This window comes from Flavobacterium sp. DSP2-3-1 (assembly GCF_049896865.1).
Lineage (GTDB): Bacteria > Bacteroidota > Bacteroidia > Flavobacteriales > Flavobacteriaceae > Flavobacterium.
This window is the reverse complement of sequence record NZ_JAFCVD010000010.1, coordinates 113,882-137,336: the sequence shown is the minus strand read 5'-3', so window position 1 is coordinate 137,336 and position 23,455 is coordinate 113,882. Positions and strand designations below refer to the sequence as shown.

26 protein-coding genes are annotated in these 23,455 nt (G+C 35.3%); 24 read left to right on the top strand and 2 right to left on the bottom strand.

The annotated features are described in order from the left end of the window. Entirely contained in the window at positions 1 to 2,319 is a 2,319-nt protein-coding gene (locus ACP7AT_RS12620; RefSeq protein WP_426064679.1) for a PAS domain-containing protein, read from the bottom strand. A gap of 642 nt (positions 2,320 to 2,961) precedes the next feature. On the opposite strand from ACP7AT_RS12620, the gene ppsA reads away from it, so the two are divergent. Genes ppsA through ACP7AT_RS12605 form a run of 3 tightly spaced genes read left to right on the top strand, consistent with a single transcriptional unit; the run spans position 2,962 to position 5,908 of the window. Then, the gene (ppsA, locus tag ACP7AT_RS12615; RefSeq protein WP_426064678.1) at positions 2,962 to 5,382 is read left to right on the top strand and encodes a phosphoenolpyruvate synthase; all 2,421 of its coding nucleotides are present in this window, start codon (positions 2,962 to 2,964) and stop codon (positions 5,380 to 5,382) included. 12 nt (positions 5,383 to 5,394) lie between these two features. Beyond that, the gene (locus tag ACP7AT_RS12610; RefSeq protein ID WP_426064677.1) at positions 5,395 to 5,520 is read left to right on the top strand and encodes a hypothetical protein; all 126 of its coding nucleotides are present in this window, start codon (positions 5,395 to 5,397) and stop codon (positions 5,518 to 5,520) included. A gap of 4 nt (positions 5,521 to 5,524) precedes the next feature. Further along, the gene (locus tag ACP7AT_RS12605; RefSeq protein ID WP_426064676.1) at positions 5,525 to 5,908 is read left to right on the top strand and encodes an SDR family oxidoreductase; all 384 of its coding nucleotides are present in this window, start codon (positions 5,525 to 5,527) and stop codon (positions 5,906 to 5,908) included. Between the two features lie 104 nt (positions 5,909 to 6,012). Here the strand turns inward: ACP7AT_RS12605 and ACP7AT_RS12600 are convergent, their stop codons facing one another. Continuing rightward, positions 6,013 to 6,165 carry a hypothetical protein gene (locus ACP7AT_RS12600; RefSeq protein ID WP_426064675.1) on the bottom strand — a complete coding sequence of 51 codons (153 nt, stop codon included), beginning with the start codon at positions 6,163 to 6,165 and terminating at the stop codon, positions 6,013 to 6,015. A gap of 198 nt (positions 6,166 to 6,363) precedes the next feature. Here ACP7AT_RS12600 and ACP7AT_RS12595 point away from each other — a divergent pair, with 198 nt between their 5' ends. The 21 genes from ACP7AT_RS12595 (at position 6,364) to ACP7AT_RS12495 (ending at position 23,441) form a co-directional block, all read left to right on the top strand. Then, entirely contained in the window at positions 6,364 to 6,639 is a 276-nt protein-coding gene (locus tag ACP7AT_RS12595) for a zinc ribbon domain-containing protein (protein WP_426064674.1), read from the top strand. Between the two features lie 330 nt (positions 6,640 to 6,969). Further along, positions 6,970 to 7,230 carry a hypothetical protein gene (locus ACP7AT_RS12590; protein ID WP_426064672.1) on the top strand — a complete coding sequence of 87 codons (261 nt, stop codon included), beginning with the start codon at positions 6,970 to 6,972 and terminating at the stop codon, positions 7,228 to 7,230. 75 nt (positions 7,231 to 7,305) lie between these two features. Further along, on the top strand, positions 7,306 to 7,698 hold the full coding sequence (locus tag ACP7AT_RS12585) for an NAD(P)-dependent oxidoreductase (RefSeq protein ID WP_426064711.1): 393 nt from the start codon (positions 7,306 to 7,308) through the stop codon (positions 7,696 to 7,698). A 129-nt stretch (positions 7,699 to 7,827) separates the two neighbouring features. Continuing rightward, the gene (locus tag ACP7AT_RS12580; protein WP_426064671.1) at positions 7,828 to 8,214 is read left to right on the top strand and encodes a site-2 protease family protein; all 387 of its coding nucleotides are present in this window, start codon (positions 7,828 to 7,830) and stop codon (positions 8,212 to 8,214) included. After that, positions 8,160 to 8,930, top strand: coding sequence for a CBS domain-containing protein (locus ACP7AT_RS12575; RefSeq protein ID WP_426064670.1), 771 nt, complete (start codon positions 8,160 to 8,162; stop codon positions 8,928 to 8,930). The genes ACP7AT_RS12580 and ACP7AT_RS12575 overlap by 55 nt, the downstream gene beginning before the upstream one ends. After that, entirely contained in the window at positions 8,917 to 10,071 is a 1,155-nt protein-coding gene (locus ACP7AT_RS12570; RefSeq protein ID WP_426064668.1) for a phospholipase D-like domain-containing protein, read from the top strand. Before ACP7AT_RS12575 ends, ACP7AT_RS12570 begins: the two co-directional genes overlap by 14 nt. Positions 10,072 to 10,565: 494 nt before the next feature. Further along, positions 10,566 to 11,627: a reverse transcriptase domain-containing protein gene (locus ACP7AT_RS12565; protein ID WP_426064667.1), complete on the top strand. Its 1,062-nt coding sequence runs from the start codon at positions 10,566 to 10,568 to the stop codon at positions 11,625 to 11,627. A gap of 212 nt (positions 11,628 to 11,839) precedes the next feature. Beyond that, a complete protein-coding gene (locus tag ACP7AT_RS12560; protein ID WP_426064666.1) occupies positions 11,840 to 12,412 on the top strand; it encodes a YceI family protein in 573 nt (190 codons plus the stop codon). Between the two features lie 75 nt (positions 12,413 to 12,487). Further along, positions 12,488 to 13,390: a DnaJ C-terminal domain-containing protein gene (locus tag ACP7AT_RS12555; protein WP_426064665.1), complete on the top strand. Its 903-nt coding sequence runs from the start codon at positions 12,488 to 12,490 to the stop codon at positions 13,388 to 13,390. Positions 13,391 to 13,392: 2 nt separating this feature from the next. Continuing rightward, the gene (locus tag ACP7AT_RS12550; RefSeq protein WP_426064664.1) at positions 13,393 to 13,680 is read left to right on the top strand and encodes a chaperone modulator CbpM; all 288 of its coding nucleotides are present in this window, start codon (positions 13,393 to 13,395) and stop codon (positions 13,678 to 13,680) included. A gap of 185 nt (positions 13,681 to 13,865) precedes the next feature. Further along, on the top strand, positions 13,866 to 14,699 hold the full coding sequence (locus ACP7AT_RS12545) for a universal stress protein (RefSeq protein WP_426064663.1): 834 nt from the start codon (positions 13,866 to 13,868) through the stop codon (positions 14,697 to 14,699). A 651-nt stretch (positions 14,700 to 15,350) separates the two neighbouring features. Further along, positions 15,351 to 15,647, top strand: coding sequence for a hypothetical protein (locus ACP7AT_RS12540; protein WP_426064662.1), 297 nt, complete (start codon positions 15,351 to 15,353; stop codon positions 15,645 to 15,647). Positions 15,648 to 15,879: 232 nt separating this feature from the next. Then, a complete protein-coding gene (locus tag ACP7AT_RS12535; RefSeq protein ID WP_426064661.1) occupies positions 15,880 to 16,089 on the top strand; it encodes a cation-transporting P-type ATPase in 210 nt (69 codons plus the stop codon). Between the two features lie 65 nt (positions 16,090 to 16,154). Continuing rightward, positions 16,155 to 16,388, top strand: a complete 234-nt coding sequence (locus ACP7AT_RS12530) for a hypothetical protein (protein ID WP_426064660.1) — start codon at positions 16,155 to 16,157, stop codon at positions 16,386 to 16,388. Positions 16,389 to 16,569: 181 nt separating this feature from the next. Next, positions 16,570 to 16,809, top strand: a complete 240-nt coding sequence (locus ACP7AT_RS12525) for a hypothetical protein (protein ID WP_426064659.1) — start codon at positions 16,570 to 16,572, stop codon at positions 16,807 to 16,809. 4 nt (positions 16,810 to 16,813) lie between these two features. Further along, entirely contained in the window at positions 16,814 to 17,122 is a 309-nt protein-coding gene (locus ACP7AT_RS12520) for a cation transporting ATPase C-terminal domain-containing protein (RefSeq protein WP_426064658.1), read from the top strand. 464 nt (positions 17,123 to 17,586) lie between these two features. Next, on the top strand, positions 17,587 to 18,369 hold the full coding sequence (locus ACP7AT_RS12515; RefSeq protein ID WP_426064657.1) for an MlaE family ABC transporter permease: 783 nt from the start codon (positions 17,587 to 17,589) through the stop codon (positions 18,367 to 18,369). Positions 18,370 to 18,374: 5 nt separating this feature from the next. Next, positions 18,375 to 19,127: an ABC transporter ATP-binding protein gene (locus ACP7AT_RS12510; protein ID WP_426064656.1), complete on the top strand. Its 753-nt coding sequence runs from the start codon at positions 18,375 to 18,377 to the stop codon at positions 19,125 to 19,127. Positions 19,128 to 19,134: 7 nt separating this feature from the next. After that, a complete protein-coding gene (locus tag ACP7AT_RS12505; protein WP_426064655.1) occupies positions 19,135 to 20,127 on the top strand; it encodes an MlaD family protein in 993 nt (330 codons plus the stop codon). Between the two features lie 48 nt (positions 20,128 to 20,175). Beyond that, the gene (locus tag ACP7AT_RS12500; RefSeq protein ID WP_426064653.1) at positions 20,176 to 21,213 is read left to right on the top strand and encodes a pesticidal protein Cry7Aa; all 1,038 of its coding nucleotides are present in this window, start codon (positions 20,176 to 20,178) and stop codon (positions 21,211 to 21,213) included. 11 nt (positions 21,214 to 21,224) lie between these two features. Then, on the top strand, positions 21,225 to 23,441 hold the full coding sequence (locus ACP7AT_RS12495) for a glycosyltransferase (RefSeq protein WP_426064652.1): 2,217 nt from the start codon (positions 21,225 to 21,227) through the stop codon (positions 23,439 to 23,441). Positions 23,442 to 23,455 lie beyond the last annotated feature (14 nt).

Here is a 23,455-nt window from a genome sequence, read left to right as displayed (position 1 = left end):
TTATTTTGGTACGGTGAAAATGAAACTACACCCTTTATTTTGTTCGGATTCAATATAAATTGTTCCTCCTTTTTCTTCAATAATTTTCTTGACAATAGATAATCCTATTCCGGTGCTCTCTTTAACATCGCGTGCCTCAATAGTTTGAAAAACTTTAAATACTTTTTTATGATATTCTTCCGCAATTCCGGGACCATTATCTTTGATACTAAATTGGTGAAAACCAGATACCGATTGATAATGACATTCAATTTTCCCCAAAGCTTTATTATTGTGTTTTACTGCATTGCTAATCAAGTTACTAAACACCTGTTGCAGCAATATTCGTTCAGATATAATAATCGGAAAGTTGTCGTCAACTGCGATTTCGAAACCTTCAGCCGGAACTATCGAATCAATCACCTGGCTTAGCATCAGTTTCAAATCAATGGTTTCTTTCTCAATTTCAACCCGACCAATACGGGAATATTCTAAAACTCCGTTAATCAAGTTTTCCATTCGTAACACACGGCCGCGCAATAAATCAAAGTTTGCGCTTGCCTCTTTTGGCATATCCGGCATATCTTCAACAATCCATTCAGAAAGATTATTTATTGCCCTGAGCGGAGCTTTCAAATCATGAGAAACTACGTAAGCAAACTGATCGAGTTCTTTATTCTTCTTTTCAAGATTCAGCAACGCATAATTTAAATTTTCCTCTGCGTTTTTTTGATCCGTTATATCCGTACTTATTGAAATATATTGATAGGGTTTATTTTTTTCATCCAAAAAAGGAACGATTGTGGCTTTCTCCCAGTAGTACGAACCGTCTTTGGCTAAATTGCGTATTTCCCCTTTCCAAATAGTATCCTTAACAATGGTTCGCAATGTGGTTTTAGTCGATTCTTTAGGAAAATGCCCAGTTATACTGCGCTGATCTTTGCCTATAAGTTCGTTCTTATAATATTTAGAAATAGTACAGAAATTATCGTTCACGTAAGTAAGCAGTCCTGATTGATCTGAAATAGATACAATTGCGGATTCATCAAGAGCCGATCGGATGTCTTGTATTTCTTTCGATTTTTGAATGATTTTTTGTTCGGCGATCGTTATCGCGGTGATGTCCTGAACAATACCTTTTAATACAGTCGCCTCGCCATTTTCATTTTTAAAAGGCTGACCAATCTCTAATATATGTTTAACTCGTTGATCCGGAAATACTATTCGGTATTTGATTTTGAAATCTTTTCCAGTTTTGTTCACATTTTCACTGACTTTATCCAGCTTTGCTAAATCATCCTTATGAATTCTGCTTCTGTATGCTTTATACAATTGATCCGTAGGCAACTTGTCAATTTCAAAAATACGATAATGACCTTCCGACCAAATTAGGTCATTAGTAACCAAATCAAATTTCCAGCTGCCAATTTTTGCAATACTTTGCGATTCATCCAGTAATCTGTTCCCATCAATTAAGCTTTGTTCTGCTTCTTTCTCTTTTGTCATATTTCGGGCAATACAATATAGATTTCCAGTAGCAGGATCTGGAGAAGTATTCCAGCTCAAGACAACATATTTCCCGTTTTTACATCTATACCTGTTCTCAAAGCTAATGGTCAATTCCCCTTTAGAAAGTTTTTCAACTTCGTGGTACGTGGAAGCCAAATCATCGGGATGAATAAAGTTGACAAAAGGACTTCCTTCCAGTTCTTCTTTGGAATACCCTAAAACAGCTGTAAATGCTGGATTTACTTTATAAAATAATCCATCGACATTTGCAATACAAACCAAATCTTTAGAGAGGTTTATAAAATTTTGCAACTCTCTCTGCGATTTATTAAGGTCTATATTTTTCTTCCGCGAATTTAGTAGCAAAACAACCTGATCGGCCAATAATTGCAATGCGTTTTTTTGTTCTTCAGTAAGCATTTTGGGTTTTGTATCCATAACACAAAGTGATCCTAAATTAAAACCATTTGCATCCTGAAGAGGTGCTCCAGCATAAAATCGGATATTGGGAGCTCCCGTTACGAAAGGATTATCAGCAAATATTTCATTTTCCAAAGCGTCACTTACCTCGAAAACACCATCACCCATGATGGTATATTGGCAAAAAGAATCGTCTCTGGAACTTTCGATAACATCTATTCCAACGGTAGATTTAAGCCACTGCCGTTGATTATCAATTAAACTTACAAGTGCGATGGGAGTTTCACAAATGTAGGAAGCAAGCTGGGTGATGGAATTATATTCTTTTTCTGGTAATGAATCTAGTACCGAATATTCTTTCAGAGCTTTCAGTCTTTCTAATTCATTCTCCGGTTTTGGATGTATTTTCATCAATATGAGACTTTTCTTTAATGGTACTAATAAAAATTAATAATTTCTGCCGGTTGCATTATTGTTTTTTTTAATGTTCACAAACAACCTTTCCATACTTTTATCACAGTAGTAATATGTTTCATTACAAAAATAAAATTAATTTTGAATTAAACAGAAAATTCACAACATAAAATTACGTCCTATCGTAAAGATTAAACTACGGTTTAAAATCCAAATGATAAAGCATCACAAGTACTGGAATGGCACTTTAAAAACCAATTGAAATAAAAATTATCCGTTCTTTATACAAACTTCTTATTAAAAAAACGTCCCTGAATCACCGCCTCTTGCCAAAAATAATAATATTTGAAAAGTACCTGGTAAAAGACACATTGTTATGATTTACAACAACTTAAACACAAAATAAATACCATTTTTAAAGATTAGAAAAAATATTTTATTAAATTTACAGTATTAATTTTAGCAAGAAGAATATCCTACTTCTTGTTTCTTTCAACGTAGAAATGTCCTGTGAAATTTAAACCTAGCGCCAAATTTCAAAATTTATAATCGGATTAATTTAGAGCCCCTTCCTATTTTTTAATACTATTATTTTAATAGCCGCCAAAGAAAGCTTGTTTTTATTTAAAAAAAAATGAAATGGAAAAGTACAAACACATCCTGTTTTTCAATCAAATTGGTATTGAATCCCTTAGCAAAGTTGGAGGCAAAAACGCTTCTCTTGGCGAAATGTACAATCAGCTAAATCCAATTGGCATTGCCATTCCAAACGGATTTGCAGTTACCGCCGAAGCATACCGATTATTCCGCAAAGAAAACAATCTGGAACAGCCGCTTCAAGAGTTGTTGATGTCACTGGATACTAAAGACTATTCAAATCTTTCTTCCATTGGAGAAAAAGCCAGAAATCTTATTTTATCAGCCACCATTCCGGAGGAAACTCGTGCTGAAATTGAGGTCGCTTACCAATCGCTTGGCGAACAATGCGGCACAAGAAATCTAGATGTGGCGGTTCGAAGCAGCGCTACTTCGGAGGATTTACCGACCGCCAGTTTTGCTGGAAGAATGGAGTCATTTTTGAATATTAACGGAACACAACAATTGCTCGAAGCCATTCGCCGGTGCTATGCATCTTTATTTACAGACCGCGCCATAAAATACCGTTATGATATGGATTTTGCCAAATTAGACATTGCAATTTCCGTTGGTGTACAACAAATGGTGCGGAGTGATAAAGCATCTTCAGGAGTTGCCTTTACCATAGATCCAGACAGTGGATTCCAAAATACTGTTATTATAAATGGATGCTGGGGATTGGGTGAAAATATTGTTCAGGGAACCGTCACGCCAGATGAATGGATGATTTTTAAGCCTACTTTAGAAAACCCGGATTTAAATCCAATGCTGAAAAAACAATGTGGCAGAAAAGAGTTCACGATGATTTATTCCGATACATCAAAAAGTAGCTCAGCAGAAAACACAATTGTAAATACCGAAACGACTTTGGAAAAACAAAACCAATTTTCCTTAATCGATGAAGAAGTCATCCAACTATCCCGATGGTGCGTTAAAATTGAAAAACATTATCAGAAACCAATGGATATTGAATGGGCGAAAGACGGTTTGAATAACCAATTGTTCATTGTTCAGGCACGCCCGGAAACCGTTCACGGAAAAAAAAATAAGCAGGTTCGGGAGATATACACATTGAAAGAAAAAAGCACGCTTCTGACTAAAGGAATAGCTCTTGGCGATAAGATTGCTTCGGGTAAAGCCCGAATTCTGAACAATCCGCAAGAAGGTGCTTTGTTGCAAAACGGAGAGATCATAGTCACTGATTTGACTAATCCGGACTGGGATCCCATTATGAAAAGAGCTTCGGCGATTATCACCAACAAAGGCGGACGCACCAGCCATGCCGCCATTGTCGCCCGCGAATTGGGAACGGTTGCGGTGGTGGGTTGTGGAGATGCAACCGCAACAATACAAAACGGGCAGGAAATCACAGTGTCCTGTTCCGAGGGCAAAGTAGGCAATATTTATGACGGGAAATTGAAATGGGAAATAACAGAACAGGATTTCAGTAAACTTGAAATGCCTAAAACAGATCCGATGCTAATTCTTGCTGATCCGGAAAGAGCCTTTGAATTAAGCTATTATCCCAATCAGGGTGTGGGTTTAATGCGGATGGAATTTGCGATTTCGAATACTATCAAAATTCATCCCCTGGCGTTGTGCGAACCTGAAAAAATACAGGATGAGAATGTAAAATTGGAAATAGCGGCATTGACAATCGGCTATGAAGATCCTAAAAAATATTTCGTTGACAAACTCGCCGAAGCAGTAGCTATTGTGGCCGCTGCTTTCTATCCAAAAGAGGTTATTGTGCGAATGAGTGATTTTAAAAGCAACGAATACGCCAACCTCATCGGAGGGAAATATTTTGAGCCTGATGAAGAAAATCCAATGATTGGCTTTCGGGGCGCATCGCGTTATTATAGTGATTTCTATCGAAAAGGTTTTGCCTTGGAGTGCGAGGCGATGAAAAAAGTACGTAACGAAATGGGACTTCACAATGTAAAACTGATGATTCCATTTTGCCGCACGGTCGAAGAAGGTGAACGTGTATTGGCCGAAATGGCTAAAAATGGTTTGATACAAGGCATCAACGGATTGCAAGTTTATGTTATGATTGAAATCCCAAGCAATGTATTGATGGCGGATGATTTTGCAAAACTCTTTGATGGTTTTTCTATTGGTTCCAATGATTTAACCCAACTCACTCTCGGGCTAGATCGCGATTCGGCATTAGTGAGTTACTTGTTCAGCGAAGAAAATTCTGCTGTCAAAGCGTTAATAAAAGAGACCATAAGAGTGGCGAAGCGTTATGAAATAAAAGTGGGGCTATGCGGACAAGCACCCAGCGACAGCCCTGAATTCGCCACGTTTTTAGTAAATGAAGGCATTGACAGTATCTCTTTTAACCCAGATGCTTTGATAAAAGGAATCGAAAATATTTTGGAAGCAGAACAAAAAACAAAAAGAAAAATCATAGTCTAAAAAAACCAAATCATGGAAACAATATTTAAGAACAAAGTAGCATTAGTGACAGGTGGTTGCTCGGGAATTGGTAGAGGCACTGCACTTGCTTTCGCCAAAAAAAGCCAAAGTAGCCGTAGCAGACTGGAAAGAAAATGATAAAATGGTAGACCTTATCAAAGAATTAGTTAGTGAAGCCATTTTTCTTGAATGGGACGTCTCAAAAACCGATGAAAGGAAAGCAATGGTTGCACAAACGATTGCCGCATTTGGCCTATTGGATTATGCGTTCAACAATTCCGGAATCGAGGATGCGTCTGCTTCTACCCAAGATTGTTCTGAGGAAAATTTAGATAAAACTATTAGCATAAATCTAAAAAAAAAATGCCTCTGCATTAAATATCAAATTCCCGAAATACGCTTACAAGGCAAAAGAGCCATTATCAACTGTGCCTCTGTAGTCGGAACGATTTGTTTTGCAGAAATACTGGCTTCTGTGGCTTATAAACATGGCATTGCAAGACTTACAAAAACGACTGCTTTATAATGTGTTATTCAAAGAATCTGAGTAAATGTAATGTGTCCTGGCGTTATTCAAAGACCAATAATTGATTGACTGACCAGAAACACAAAAGAAAGAATTGAGCGATTTTAAGGTTTTAAACCCATTGGGCGTTTTGGTCTTCCGGAAGAAATAGCCAATGCAGTGGTCTGGATGTGCTCGGATAAAGCGTCTGTTGTAACGGGACATGTGCTGGTAACAGACAGCGCATTTACATAACAGTAATTTATAATGGTATCCAAAAACATTCCAAAATGAAAAGTATAAGTCTTTGTTATTACTGCTTATCCTTTTCTAATAAATAAATTAAAAACCAAAACTGAGTCCCTTTTGCGATAACAAGAATTTAGTTCTTATAAGCTCATCGACAATCTAATGTACACCCAAAATAAATTAGACACTACCTAAAGAAAAAAAGCTAACTATTTAAATCAACCCACGTGGAAAATACACCTTTTTATTGTCAAAGTTGCGGAATGCCACTGACTACAGAAGACACCAAAGGAACCGAAAATAACGGTCAGAAAACGAATGACTATTGTAAATATTGCTATGAAAACAGTCATTTCAAAAACCCGGATATGAACTTGGAACAAATGAAAAATACCGTAAAAATGCACATGAAGAAAAAAAATCTTCCGAATTATATGATACAAAAAGCACTAAATATTTTACCGGTTTTGAAACGCTGGAAAAACATACAATTTTTAATTTAAACTCCAATCGCTATGCATCGCGGACAAAAGTATCAGGCAATTAATGTAAAAACATCGGAAGATTTATTTAAAAAAAAGTTTTGTAAAGCAATGAAAATACTGAAAGCATTATCTCGATGAGCAAAAATTTGAACTAGAAAATGAGAATACCAGATCTAAGAAAAAATGGGTAAATAAGCAGTGGAATACCTTAAAAAAATAAATCAAAATTCCGCAAGAACATTATGGTCCAATCGCCAAATTACCAAAACTGACGGCTCACCTTAAAAATAAAAAACCATAAAACAAAAGTATTAGTTTACAGAATTTTTGGGGTATGATAAGCCATTTATGGAAAAAGTAGAGCATCGAAATCATGAATTGGTTTTTACGGAGCAGCATTTGAATAAAAATACGGTTTTGCAAAAACTCCCTATATGCGGTGTTAAACAAATTGCGCTGCGGGCAATACAGTCAGATTTTATTGATATTCCAAGGGCAAAAGCTATGGCAATGAGGGTAGCAAATGTCTCCATGTATTCACCCTATTCTGCTGCTGAACAAGCTGTTGTTTTCGTATTGGCACTGAACAAGAAATTCATTTTAGGGTAGATATTATTGGATATTGAAGATTACCCAATGGATCATTGAGTCGGTTTTGATTTACATCGAAAAACAGTAGAAAATATTGGAACCGGAAAAATAGGCGCTGCTTTCGCACGGATTATGCATGGCTTTGGTTGTAAAATTATAGCTTATAAAACTGACGAAAATCAGGAGTTACTGCATGAAACCCCTAAATCCTACAAGACTTTGGACGACGTCTTCGCGGTTTCAAGTGTGTTATCGGTACATTCTACCTCAAAAGAATCATCCTATCATTTGTTTGACAAAACTACCTTTTCAATATTTAAAAAAGGCATGATCTTTATTAATACGGCACATAGAAAATTCGTAAATACCGAAGATTTAAAAGACGCGATAGACAACAAAATCATTGTTGCTGTCTTTTTAGACGCTTATCAAAAAGGAAGATTCTATATTTTTCTGGAACTTCACATACAACGATTTTCAATTTAAATGCTTGGGCTTATAATGGCAATTCTGAAAACGAAATTAATTAATGAAATATGTTGTTTGTTTTTCAAAGAGAATACTCGAAACTGATAGTTAATTATTTTTCAAATTATAATCTTAAAAACGCACCAAATGAAAGGCTCCTTTAAACTCGGAAAAATAGCAGACATAGGTATTTTTGTTCACTGGACATTCTCGTTACTTATTCTGTTTATCGTTTACATTAATTATCGATCAGGTCAAAATGCAACTCAAATTGTATGGTCAGTTGTATTTGTTTTGAGTGTTTTCATAACTGTCGTATTGCATGAATTAGGACATGCTTTGGCAGCAAAAAGGTATCATATAATTACAAAAGATATCACACTATTGCCCATTGGTGGTTTAGCCCGACTCGAAAAAATTCCTGAAAAACCAATTGAGGAACTAATCGTGGCTGTCGCAGGCCTTTTGTCAACATCGCTTTGGCATTTATTACCGGACTTTTCATCACCATTCCCAATACTTCAGAACAATTGATGGCAGAATTATCTAATGGTGTCAATGCCAATAATTTTTTTCTGAATTTCTTTTTGGTCAATTTCTGGTTGGCGCTTTTTAACTTAATTCCAGCGTTTCCGATGGATGGCGGCCGCATTTTACGCGCTTTATTATCCTTCCAAATGCAGCGCCATGTAGCTACCAGAATATGGGCACGGATTGGTCAATTTCTAGCTTTGGGATTTATACTTTTTGGTTTTTTTATCTCACCTATTTTAATTTTTATTGGTATTTTTGTAATTATTGGGGCTCAGATGGAAGCGGATTATACCGAATCGAAATTCATGCTAAAAGGATTTAAAGTCCACGTTGTAGTGATGAAAGACTATCCAAAAATTGATGCCAATGCAACCATAAAATCTGCCGTAGCATTATTTTTGGACAGCCAAAACAAGAATTTTTTAATCATGGAAAAAGGGACACCAGTAGGAACACTAAATCGCGATCAAATCATAATGGCACTCTCCAAAAAAAGCGAAGAGGAATTTATTTATAATGTGATGGATCGGAATTTAGTTTTTCTCGATGCAAATTCGCTTCTGGAAAATGTTTTTGAACTGATACAACTCAATAAATCAAGGTTAATGCTCGTTATCGAAAATAATAAAATCGTCGGAACTTTGGACATCGAAAATCTAATGGAATTTATTTTGATAAATGAGATTACAATAAATAAAGTGCATGATAAAAACTAACGATAGCTTTAATGTTCCTAATAATCTGGAGCTGGTGTACAGTGGCGAAGATTATTTTTCCCGTTTAGAAGTTATCATCTTGGAAGCACAATCTCAAATACACCTGCAAATGTATCTTTTTGAAAATGATGCAACGGGAAAAAGAATAGTCAACGCACTAAAAGAAGCCGCGCTCCGGAACGTTGAAATTTACATACTTTTGGACGGTTTGGGCTCATTATCTTTTCCGGCAGAACTGCTGGAGGATCTGAAATATAGCGGCGTTAACATTCGTTTTTTTGCCCCTTTATTTTCAACATATACTTTTTATCTCGGACGAAGATTGCATCGCAAAGTGATTGTTGCTGATGCAAAAGTTGCGCTGGTTGGTGGCATAAATATCGCTGATAAATACCACGGTTCCACCACAGAAAAACCTTGGCTGGACTATGCCGTCCAATTAAACGGAGAAATTGCCCAACCACTGCAACAGCTTTGTCATGATCTTTATTTTAAAAAAAGAAACCTGAGAAACAAAAAAATTAGATCTGCATTTAATATCCAACAACATACTACCGTTCGCATCCTCCAAAATGACTGGTTAAAAGGGAAAAATGAAATTTGTGATGGTTATATCAAATCCATTCGGCATGCTAAAAAGGAAATCATAATTGTAGGCAGTTATTTTCTTCCTGGAATCCGGATTATTCGAGCCTTAAAAAAAGCGTCTAAAAATAAAGTAGTCATCAAATTGATTCTCTCAGGAAAATCAGATCTTCCGCTGACAAGACGGGCAACTTGCTTCTTGTACAGCAAACTTCTGGGTTATAACATTGAATTATTCGAATGGAATGAATCCGTTTTACACGGAAAAGTTGCCGTTGTGGACGGCAACTGGTCGACAATTGGTTCCTTTAACCTGAATAATTTGAGTTCCTACGGAAGTCTGGAAATGAATGTCGAAATCCTTTCGGAATGTTTTTCAGCAATGTTTCAGAAGCACCTCAACGAAATTATTTCGCAATGCCAAAGCATCACTCCGGAATCATTAAAAACCAAAACCACTATAATAACAAAGTTCATTAATTTGATGGCGTATGTCGTCACCAGAATCGTAGAATTAGTTGTTACTTACACTCCCTATAAACGGTTTTATAATTAAAAAAGAACAATCCATTCTTGCTTTTTTAATTTTAAAAACGGGTGTAAAAGGCAATTTAAAATTAAAACTAATTTTTTTGACAAATCACGCGGTCAATTCATTTTTTTTGTAACTTTATATTTGTAATGTATTGTATATTAGAACATTGCGAAAATTAAATGTTGATTTTAATTTTTAAAAAATGAAACCGTACCGATTTAAAACCCAAAAAAAAGAGGATTGGATCCACAAGGATTTTGAAAGACAAATCCCTAAATTGGACTGTAAAAAAATATTTGTCCCCAATCAGGATGAACTGTTTTTTTAATTCATTTTTAAAAAGCAAATTTGTTACCCAAGGTTACCAACGGAGCCGTGAGTCACTGTTCTGTAATTGAATGTTCTTTCAAGCACCAGGTTTAAAAGATTCTCCGCAGAGCTCCGAACTTTTAACCCGGTTTTCTTAATTGGGTATAGGGACATAAATGTCCCTTCCCCATTAATGACCAAACCTTATGGATTTTACACATTACAAAGAAGCTTTTTTAAGGGAATCTCGGAAATTAGGCTTTTCGCTTCCTAACATTCAGCGTTGTCTGGATTATGCCGAAGTTTTATATTCGCATCAGGTTCCGGTGATTTACAATACTACACATCTGTCGGCTCTTGTGGGTTACAAAAAAGAATACCTAAAAAAAGCATCACTGTTTACCAACCATTTTTACAGAGATTTTGAAGTTGCAAAAAAAAATGGAAGCAAACGACTTATATCTGAGCCACTCCCCAGTTTGAAAGAAATTCAAATGTGGATTCTCAGAAACATACTATATAAAGTTCCCATCAGCGCTTTTGCGAAAGCATACAGACCAACCGTATCATTATTGGAGAACCTGAGATTTCATAAAAACCAACCCAAAGTTTTCACGCTAGATTTAGAAAATTTCTTTCCGTCAATACGCGTTGAAGCTGTAGAAAATGAATTTCTGGAATTGGGCTATTCCAGAATAATATCAAAACTTCTGTCCAGATTATGCACCAGAGATGGCAGTTTGCCTCAAGGAGCGCCCACGAGTCCCTATCTTTCAAATATTGTTTTTAAAGTGGCCGATGCTGCAATTGCAGCGTATTGCAAAGAACATAAAATTCGCTATACCCGTTATGCGGACGACATGAGTTTTTCTGGCGATTTTGATGAGAATAAATTACTTCAAATTGTGACAGAAATTTTAGAGAAAATGGGGCTTCGCATCAATTCCAAAAAAACCAAACTGATGACGCCCGATATGCGACAAATAGTTACTGGTGTTGTAGTTAATCAAAAACCGCAGGTGATTTTCCATAAACGCAATCAGTTGCGACAGGCCTTATATTACATTCAGAAGTTTGGTTTTGAGGAACACCGCGAATACAAAGAAATTACTCAGAAGAATTATATGGAACATTTGTTAGGAAAAATAAATTTTGTGCTCCAAATAAATCCAAAAGATGCAGAATTTATAAAGTACAAAGCGCTACTTTTTGACTTGAAACACAAACAAGATTTAAAGACAATAGAAAACGAATTGTTTTCGATATAAAAATAAAAAAATCCATTTTAAAAGCTCCATTTTAGGAGCTCTAAATTTTTATAACTAACTATAATAAAACGCTTTATTGCTATTGTATCATCTAATAAATGATTAAATTTGATAGACAATTTTTTTGGAAATAATGATTTTAGATGTCAAAATAAATTCGATTTGAAATTCCTTAACTGCTTTATAGCATGTCTAAATTAAAAAAATAAGTCATGAAAAAAATAGTAACAATTATCACCACATTATTTTTATGTACTTTTCTTTTTGCCCAAACAACTTGGAAAGCTGATCCAATGCATTCTAAATTAACTTTTAGCACGGTACACAATGGTATCTCTGATATTTCCGGATTGTTCAAAATATTTGATATTACCGCAATTACTAGTAAAACTGATTTTAGTGATGCTGTTTTTGAACTTTCAACAACTGTAGCGTCAATCAATACCGAAGTGGAAATGCGTGACAATCATTTACGAAGTGATGAATTTTTTGATGTTGAAAAATATCCAAAAATGACTTTCAAAAGCACATCAATACAAAAAACAGAGAAAGACAAATACGAACTAACGGGCCAACTCACATTGCACGGAATAACTAAACCGGTAACGATTACTATGTGGTACAGAGGAACTATTGAAAATCCCCAATCTAAAGCGCCAACTGCTGGTTTTAAATTTAGCACTGTCATAAAACGTTCTGATTTTAATATTGGTCCAAAATTCCCTGCGCCAATGATTAGTGATGAAGTAAAAATTAAAGCCGACAGTGAATTTATAAAACAATAAGTATCAAAAAAACATTTTTTTTGTCTCCAAATGCTGCAAACGTAACCCAATTACCACAACATAAAAATAATCGCAATGGCATTCATAGACTATTACAAAATTCTTGAAGTGGACAAAAAAGCAACCGAAGCCGAGATTAAAAAGGCTTACCGCAAACTTGCGCGTAAATATCATCCCGACCTTAATCCCAACGATAAGGAAGCTGAAAAGAAATTCAAGGACATCAATGAAGCGAATGAAGTGTTGAGCCATGCTGAAAATCGTAAGAAATACGATAACTATGGCGAAAACTGGCAGCATGCGGAAGAGTTTGAAAAATCAAAACAGCAACGACAATACCATGGAAATGGACGACAAGGTGGTTTTGAAGGAGGATTTGGCGGAGGTGGTGATTTCTCTGATTTTTTTGAATCTATGTTTGGTGGTCCTGCCTCTGGTGGCGGTGGACGCGGAAGTGCGCAGTTTAAAGGACAGGATTTTAATGCTGAACTGCATCTGGAACTCAAAGACGTGTACACGACGCACAAACGCACGCTGACCATTAATGGCAAAAACATTCGCATTACTATTCCTGCCGGGGTTGAAAACGGGCAGCAAATAAAAATAAGCGGTATGGGTGGCGAAGTTTCCGGTGGTGGTCCCAAAGGCAATTTGTACATTAAGTTCACGGTAAAAAATCACACAAAGTTTAAACGTGATAAAAATAATCTTTATGCAACAGTGAATCTAGATTTGTATACCGCATTATTGGGCGGCGAGATTACCTCAGATACTTTCGACGGAAAAGTAAAACTGACCGTGAAACCCGGAACTCAAAATGGAACTAAGGTCAAATTAAAAGAAAAAGGGTTTCCGCTATATAAAAAAGAAGGAGAATTTGGTGATTTGTACTTAACCTATCAAATACAAATGCCTACTAATCTTTCTGAAAAAGAAAAAGAATTATTTACGGAACTCGCTACATTAAGAACCGCATAAACATGGAAAACCTGATCCCGATACCAGTATTATGTGATTATTACGAAGTAAAACTGTCTTTTTTCACAAACCTCAGCGACATGGGTTTATTGGAAATAAAAACTATAGAAACCAGCCAATATATTGATTCCGATGCAGTTTATGAAATCGAAAAAATGGTTCGCATGCATCAGGAACTGAACGTTAACATAGAAGGAATTGATATTGTTTTTAATTTGCTACAAAAGATTGATGCTTTACAGAATGAATTAACCGCTCTCAAAAACAGATTGCGTTTGTACGAAAGTTGAAATATGTCCCTATTGAATCTAACCTGACTAAATTTGTATTTTACTATTTTAAAAATAGAAAAATTCTAATGCCGTTCATATAAAATAAAATTATATAATAGTCATGTCCATCTATTTAAGCAAGCAACAACCAATAAATAAAAAGTAGCTATTATAAACGACCGCTAAAAATAATTTTTACAGCTATGAAAACAATACTTGTGCCAACAGATTTCTCGATTCCGGCAGATTCCGCTATTCATTATGCTGTAAAATTAGCGGTACTTTGGGACGCTTCACTCATTTTGTATCACAGTTTCATTCCGTATGAAAGCGGTTTTTACCTTCTTGCTCTAAACGAAAAAGAAAATATGGAAGCCCATAAAAAAGTAACAAACAGGCTTACTGCCATGAGTAATTCTATTGTAAAAAAAAATCCTAATCTTTCTATTTCAATTCATGTCGATCAGGGTCCGGAAGGTATAAAGATTATTGATTTTTGCAAAAAAAGCAAAGCCGATTTAATTGTAATGGGGACCAAAGGTGCTAGTGGTTTGAAAGAAAAACTCATAGGAAGTTTTACCGCCGAAGTAATCATCAACGCTCCTTGTCCGGTATTAGCCATCCCAAATAAGTATAAATTTAAAGTGCCCGAAAAAATTACATATGCAACCAATTATTCCAAAAAAGATAGGAAGATGCTTCAATCGTTATTGGAATTTAACCGGACTTTCAATGCTGAAATTAACATTTTACATGTTGATTGGGGAATAACGTTATTTACTGCAGATGAAGATTATGATAGGTATAAAAAAACAATCCAAAATCACTTTAAAGATTTTGAATTTACTTATCATCATACTGTTGGAAAAGACATTTCAAAAACCATTTTAGAGGAAACGCTGATTGATAAAACCGACATGATTGTGATGAATCCTTTGAAAAGAAAAGGAATTTGGAATCGTATTTTTCACAGAAGTGTAACTAAAAAAACGGTTTATCATGTTCCCATTCCGTTGCTGACTATCCCAATTAAATAATTCTGCTTTACACCCGAAACGAAAGTAAAGTTGTCTCTAAAAGCAGCCTCTACTTTAATAAATTAATTTATTTAAACCCTTGTATTATTGTTGACCAAAACAATCATACAACGAAACTAAAGACGCGAAGAAAATAATTACAGCTATACGAATGCTTTATATCTAAATTGTATCGGGTTTCTGCTTGCAGCAACAGTAAGTGTAACAACGGGTTTGCAACTTTCTAAATACGTTAATATGATGGTCGTTATGATGGGTTGTGGAAAAATGTGAAGGGTTATTATTTTGTTGGCGACAGTTACCACCATGCCTAAATTGATCAATCAGATTAGTTCTGTAGTTTTTCTGAATGCTGCGGATCTTGCTATTACTAATATCTTGGAAAGTTGCGCTTTCAATATCCTTATTTTCTCCACGATGGATTTGTTTTACGATCAAAAAAAAACTGACTTCTGTTGCGCAAACCGGTGCTATCATTGTCACATCTTTTGGAGCCATCCTTTACGCATGGTGGCTTTCGCTATTTTAGTGCCTGATTTCTTTGGAACCAAGCTATGGATTGGAGAATTCAGTCTACTATTTTTATAATTTTACCTTGTAACGATTGGGGTTATTTTTCTTTATGATAAGAAAGAAAATAATCATCGGGACGTGAAGAAAAATACCTATTCGCTCATCTTACAACAGGTAGTTGTTCCTAATTCAACGAATGCTATTGTTTTAATGGCAGTTGCCATGCTATTGCCTTATTTTGGAAAACGTCTTGCGGAACCAAGCTATTTGGGACAGAGTTTTTGTGGTACTTTACTCATTGCATCTTCCACTTTACTTTCCGAAATGGTAGTGTCCAAAGCCGCAATCCGGATTAGAACTATCGATCCCGTAATTGAAACTATTTTTAGAAGTACTTTTATAATATTGCAATTCTGGCTCTTGACAATATGTTAAACACAAAAGGTCATACTTTTCAATTTACAAATCCCAATCATATTGTACCCGTTCTTGACACCATTATCATTACGGCAATGGCATTATCGAAATTGTTTTTACAGAAGAAAAAAAGTAAAAAATTGCCATTGATATTAAATTAATTGCTGCAGCTTATGCAGTCATGATGGGATTCTTGTATCATAAAAAATAAATAAAAGCTATAAACTAGCATATACTCCGACGATCAGAAATGACGAAGTTGTTGATTACAACTCCAAGCGGGCTAGATGAAGTAATGGTATCAAACCACTTTTACAAACATGGGGAAAACCAAAGAGAAGATACAAAAGAGAAGACTGTTTTACAGATGATTCTTTCTCAAGTATTTGATTTCATAATTCTGATTCTGATTGCAGCGGCAATTATAGCGGGTACGGTGATGTTACGGATACGAAAATAATTCTTGCCATTATTATCAGTAATGATACTGCAGGATTTATTCAGAAATATCGAGCCGAAAAAGCAATGAAGGCACTAAAAAATATGGCGGGAAGTCAAGCTCGAATTTTACGTGAAGGAAAAAAGATCGACATTCCAACTTCAAATTTGCTTCCCGGAGATGTTGTGGTTCTGGAGGCCGCCAATGTTATTCCAGCTGAAATTCGGTTTTTTAAAACACATCAAACAAAATTTTACGAAATAACACTTATCGGCGAGTCCAATAATGTAAAAAAAGTACCGAGGAACTTCCAGAGGTAAATTACGTTATTGAAGACCAAAAGAATATGGGTTACAACTGCATTTTGGTTATTAATGACTGAGCGCTAGGATCTGTATTGGCAACTGGAATTCAAACGAAACTGGCCATATTGCCAAAATGATCCAAACGGATGAAACCACAACGCCATTATAAAATAGATTCGCCACTTTTGGCAAACGATTGTTTATCGTAATACTCATTATTTGCACAATCATATTCGTAATCTGGTGGTTGCGGGGAGCATCTGTAATAATAATAATAATGTTGATAACTTCTATTTCCCTTAATGTTGCCGCAATTCCGGAAACATTACCAGCATTAGTAACTATTGAATTGGCTTTTGGTGATAAGAAAATAGCGAAAAACAACGCACTTATTCGCAAATTACCAGCCTTGGAAACACTGGGTTCCGTTACTTAAATTTGTGCAGATAAGACGGGAAGGCTTGTGCTATTTATTTTGCAAAAATGCACTAGCAAACTATGGCTTTTACAATGCTTTATTTTATTTACTTGGGCCGTATAATGATAATTGGTTCCGGACGGGATTCTATTTTAAAATTATTTTTTTCTCTGACAAACTATTGGTTGACGAATTGCTACTTACTGTTACATTGCAGTTAGTGATTATTTACATGCCTTTTTTTAATGAAATTTTTAAGACGCAACCACTCACTTTTAATGAATTACTGCTGACTTTAGCAGTATCAAGCATTATTTTAGGTGCAGGGTAATTAGAAAAATGGATTTAAAACACAAAAGATATAGGCAAGCAGCAATATAAAAAATGAAAATACGATTGATTTGTTACTTGTAATTTAGCCACAGATCATTACAAATTAAACGGATTTCTCCAATTATGATAAATAAGAGTCAATAACTGATAAATATTTTCGATTCATAATCATCTAAATTGTTTTACCGGACATCAGTAAATAATAGTATTATCCGATTAAATCATGGCTTTTTTGACCTTCATTATATCAAAAATCACATCTGTATTTGTAATTTTAAAATTGAAATTATTCGCCCGGATAAAAATAACGATTGCAAAAATGTCTCTCTTTTTTAAAATCGTCATTTTCCCGACAAAACCCTCAATATTATAGGCAAACAACATCCTTAATAAATATGATAATCAGATAAATAACTATATATTTGAGTGGCTAAGTTCTGTTGAAAACTAATTCATTTGCTTATGAATACTATTTCTAAAATAACTGAATTATTCAAAGCTGTTTTACTCGAAATTGGCGAACTCTCCTATTTTTCAGCCCGTTTTTTTCAAGAAACTTTTAAACGTCCTACGGAGTTTAAAGAGTTTTTACGGCAGTGTTTTAATATGGGAAATCGTTCCCTGCTTCTTGTTGCCGTTACGGGATTTATTATTGGTTTGGTGTTCACGCTACAATCGCGTCCCACACTGCAGGAATTTGGCGCCGTTTCCTGGATTCCATCTATGGTTAGCATTTCACTGATCCGAGAAATCGGTCCTATCATAACGGCTCTGATTTGTGCAGGACGCATCGGATCAGGTATTGGCGCTGAATTAGGTTCGATGCGGGTTACAGAACAAATTGACGCCATGGAAGTTTCCGGTACTAATCCGTTCAAATATTTAGTGGTGACTCGTGTACTTGCTACGACTTTTATGTTGCCCGTTTTAGTTTTTTTTGGAGATGCTATCGCAATTTTCGGTTCTTTTCTTGTGGAAAATATCAAAGGAAGAGTTTCCTTTTTATTGTATTATAACCAAGTTTTTAATGCACTAGAATTTGGTGATTTAATTCCTGCAACCATCAAAACGTTCTTTTTTGGTTTTGCGATCGGAATAGTTGGCTGTTTCAAAGGATATTATTGCAAGAAAGGAACGGCCGGTGTGGGTTTAGCAGCTAATTCGGCAGTAGTTTTTACGTCGATGTTGCTGTTTATTATCGACTTTATTGCTGTTTTTGTTACCGGTATATTTTATGATATATGATGATTATGACCACCCCGACACCAAATCTTAACCGAATTATAGAAATCAAAGACTTGCGAAAAAGCTATGGTGACAATCATGTTTTGGATGGTTTTAATATGGTGCTGAATGAAGGCGAAAATCTGGTGATTATGGGGAAATCAGGTTCCGGAAAATCAGTGATGATTAAATGTTTAATTGGGCTGGAACAGCCCGATAGCGGCTCTATCATTGTGATGGGAAAAGACATAACGCAACTCGACCGCGAGGAACTGGACGATTTACGGACTGAGGTTGGATTTCTTTTTCAGGGAAGCGCGCTCTATGATTCGATGACGGTCAGGGAAAATCTGGAATTCCCGTTGCGAAGGCACAAAAAAAAGTTTGGAGTTATCAAAGACACCACACAATTAGTGATGGAAGCTTTGGAAAACGTGGGATTAGCTCACACGATTAATTTAATGCCTGAAGAGTTATCGGGTGGAATGAAACGTCGAATTGCTTTGGCCAGAACATTGATTCTGCAACCCAAAATAATTTTGTATGATGAACCTACGACGGGATTAGATCCCATTACTGCAAAAGAAATTTTGCTGTTGATGATGTCTATCCAACAAAAATACAATACTTCGGCAATTATCATTACCCATGATGTGGATTGCGCCAGAGTAATTTCGAACCGAATGATTTTATTGGTCGATGGCATCAATTATTCCGAAGGCACTTTTGATGAATTATCCCTCTCGAAAGATCAAAAAGTTCAAGCTTTCTTTAAATAAGAATAAAATGGAAAAAACGACATCACAAAAATTGCGTCTTGGACTTTTTGTAATAATCGGGTTATTGCTGTTTATACTCGCCGTATATTTTATTGGCGATAAGCAACAAATGTTTGGTAAAACCAATAAATTATCTGCGGTTTTCAATAATGTCAGTGGCTTACAATTAGGAAACAACGTACGCTATTCCGGAATAAATGTGGGAACGGTTCGCGGTATAGCAATGATTAACGATACGGCGATCAGAGTCGATATGCTGATTGACAAAACCATTTTTCCACACATCAGGAAAAATGCAATTGCCACAATAGGTTCTGATGGTTTGGTAGGCAATATGATTATCAATATTATTCCCGGTAAAGAAATAGCCGCCTCAATAATACCAGGAGATGAGATTCGAACATTAAACCGCATTCGCACTGATGATATGCTGAATACACTTGGTAAAACCAATAAAAATGCAGCACTTTTGACGGCAGATTTACTTAAAATCACAAAAGAAATCAATCAGGGAACGGGCACTGTGGGTTTATTGATTAAAGATTCAATGTTAGCTAAAGATCTCAAATTAACAATGCTCTATCTGAAAATTACAGGAAAAGGAAGTTCGGAATCGATGATAAAACTAAACCGACTTATCTCTTCTTTAGAAAACAAAGACAATGTAATCGGTGTTTTGAAAGATACAGCTGTTGCCAATAATCTTAAAGCAATAGTACGCAATTTGAAGCAAACAGGCATTGAAATAGATAAAATAATAAGCAAAGTAGATACTACAATTATGAATATAAAAGATGGAAAAGGAGCGATAAATTACCTTGCAAATGACCCGAAATTAGTTCATAAAATAGATTCCACTATGACTAATATTAATGATGCGAGTTTCCGTTTAAATGAAAATTTAGAAGCCTTGAAACACAATTTTTTATTTCGTGGCTATTTTAGAAAACAGGAAAAAGCCAAATTGAAAGAACAAAAAAAGGAAGAGCAACAAAAATAACTTTGGATATTACTTTGAATTTAGATTTACATAAAAGACGATTGCAACATGGTTACAATAGAAAAATTAGGAATAATTCTAAGTCCCACCGAGCACCAATTTGAAAATAATGGCGTGCTTAATCCTGGGATTTATCAGGAAGGAAATACAATTCATATTTTATACCGAGCAGTGGAACACGGAAATTATTCAACCATAGGTTATGCCAAGATGGATGGTCCTGTAAAGGTAATTGAACGCCACGAAAAACCCCTAATTACGCGTGATTTTGAATATGAAAAACACGGTGTGGAAGATGCCCGTGTTGTCAAAATTGAAGATACCTATTATATTACTTATACCGCCTATGATGGTGTCAATGCAATGGGAGCACTTGCCACTTCTAAAGATTTAATTCATTTTGAAAAACACGGTATCATAACGCCACATGTCAATTACCAAGAATATGAAAATTTTGTAAACTGTTGTGACCGTAATAAACTCAACCCAAAATACCATAAGTATTACAATCTTTTTGCTCAAATAGGATTGGTTGCAGATGAATTTAGATTGCTCAGGGATAAAGACGTGGTGTTGTTTCCACGGAAAATAAATGGGAAATTTATGTTATTGCATCGAATTTGGCCCGGAATTCAAATTGTAGAATTTGAGGATTTCAAGGATTTAACCGAGTCTTTTTGGAAAGAATATCTTATAAATCTCGTGGATCACATTGTACTGGATCCAAAGGATGCATTTGAAGTGAATTACATTGGCGCAGGCGGTCCGCCCATTGAAACAGAATATGGTTGGTTACTTATTTATCATGGTGTACAAGAAACTGTCAAGGGAAAGATATATCATACCAAAGCCGCTTTATTACAATTGGACAATCCGAAAATTGAAATTGCGAGATTACCATTTCCGTTGTTTTCACCTACAAAACAATGGGAAATAGAAGGCGAAGTAAGCGATGTTGTTTTTCCAACGGGACATGCGTTATTTGGAAACGACTTATACATTTATTACGGCGTGGCCGACAAAAATATTGCTGTTGCAAAAGTAGACCTGAACGAATTACTTCTCGAACTGAGAAAACAACCCTGAAAAATAACGCTATGAAAATCGAGAAAGGAATAAAAATGCTAATTGTAAGCTCGTATCCTCCAAGAGAATGTGGAATAGCAACTTTTACCAATGATATTGTCAATGCCTTGTATGTTGTTTTTGGAGATACCCTTCCCGTGGAAGTGTGCGCTTTGCAAAATAGGGATCAGGAATTCCAGTACACAGAAGAAGTTACCTATATCTTGCCCGTAGATTCTTTAGTACATTACAGGCTTGTTGCTGAAAAAATAAATGAACGTAACGATATTGGACTTGTATGCATTCAACATGAATTTGGTCTTTTTAGAGGGGAATATGGTGATCATATTCTTTCCTTCATATTAGCGCTTAACAAACCTATTGTAACCGTTTTCCATACTGTACTACCTAATCCGGATGAAAAAAGAAAAAAAGTGGTTTATGCCTTAACTGATTTATCCGATAAAGTCGTTGTTCTTACCAAAAAATCAAAGGAAATTTTGAGCGATTATTACAACTGTCCGCATTCTAAAACGGTAGTTATTCCTCACGGCAATCATACCGTGCTTTGGGAACAAAAAAAGGTGCTGAAAAAAAAATATAGTTTTAAAGACAAAGTGGTTTTATCAACCTTTGGATTAATTAGTGAAAATAAAGGAATTGAAACCGTATTGCATGCATTACCGGAAATTGTGACTCAACATCCTGAAGTTATTTATTTAATTATAGGAAAAACACATCCTGAAGTTTTAAAAACAGAAGGAGAAAAATATCGAAATTTACTTACTTCTATTGTAAAGGAACTCGATCTGGAAAACAATGTGATTTTCATTAATGAATATCTTCAATTAGAACAGTTATTGGAATTTTTAACTTTATCCGAAATTTATTTATTTTGCTCAAAAGACCCAAATCAAGCGGTAAGTGGAACCTTTGCGTATGCTATGAGTAGTGGTTGCGCTGTGATTTCCACTCCAATACCACATGCTGTCGAATCGCTAGGCAATGGTAATGGAATCCTGTTAAAAAATTTCGATAATCCAAAAGAATTTGAAAAAGCAATACGCTATCTTATTGAAAATAAAGAGCAACGAATAGCATTGGGAAAAAATGCTTTTTCTATGGCTCGTGCAACAAATTGGGAGAATATTGCGATACAATACCGCCTTTTGTTTGACCAATTAACAAACAGAGAAGATGATTTGAAATTCAATTTTCCAACTATAAAATTAGACCACATAAAAAAAATGACTACCAATTTTGGAATTCTTCAGTTTTCAAAATTCAGCCAGCCTGATCCTAAATCAGGCTATACATTAGACGATAATGCCAGAGCATTAATCAATATGGTGATGTATAACAAAGCTTACCCCAATAATGAGAATTTAAAATTAGCAAATATTTATTTGAACTTTATTGAAGGTATACAACAACATGACGGCTGGTTTTACAATTACAAAGACTTTAACAATCAGCTAACAAAGCAAAACGGAGAAGTAAATCTGGAAGATGCCAATGGAAGAGCGTTATGGAGTCTGGGAACTGTGATTTCTAACAGACAAAACTTACCGCTGGACATGATCTGTCGAGCGGTAAAATGCTGGGACAAAGCGATAAAAAAGATTGATAATTTTAAATCTCCCAGAGCCATAGCCTATGCTTTAAAGGGACTTTACCTCTATCATGAAACGTACAAAGACAGCGAAATCAAAAATCACATTACGACACTTGCCGATAAACTTTTACATCATTATAAAATTAATTCAGCTGAGAATTGGTGCTGGTATGAAGATTACATGACCTACGCTAATAATGTGCTGCCCGAAGCCATGATGTATAGTTATTTAATCACCAAAAATCCAAAATATAAAAAAATTGCACTCATCACATTCGACTTTTTGCTTTCTCATTATTTCATGAAAGGACAACTGAAAGTAATTTCGAACAGAGGTTGGTTTAAAAAACAAAACGAAAGAATATTCTATGGCGAACAGCCAATTGAAGTGGCAACTACCATAATTGCATTGGATTTATTTTATGAAATTACGCAAAATAATAAATATAAAGACCAATTAAAACTCGCTTTTATCTGGTTTTTAGGAAATAATCATTTGAAACAAATCATGTACAATCCGGCAAACGGCGCTTCTTACGATGGATTAGAAGACAAACACATCAATATTAATCAAGGAGCAGAATCGACCTTATGCTTTTTTAAAGCGCGCTTAATTATGGAAAAATACGCCTGAACAGTTATCTAAAA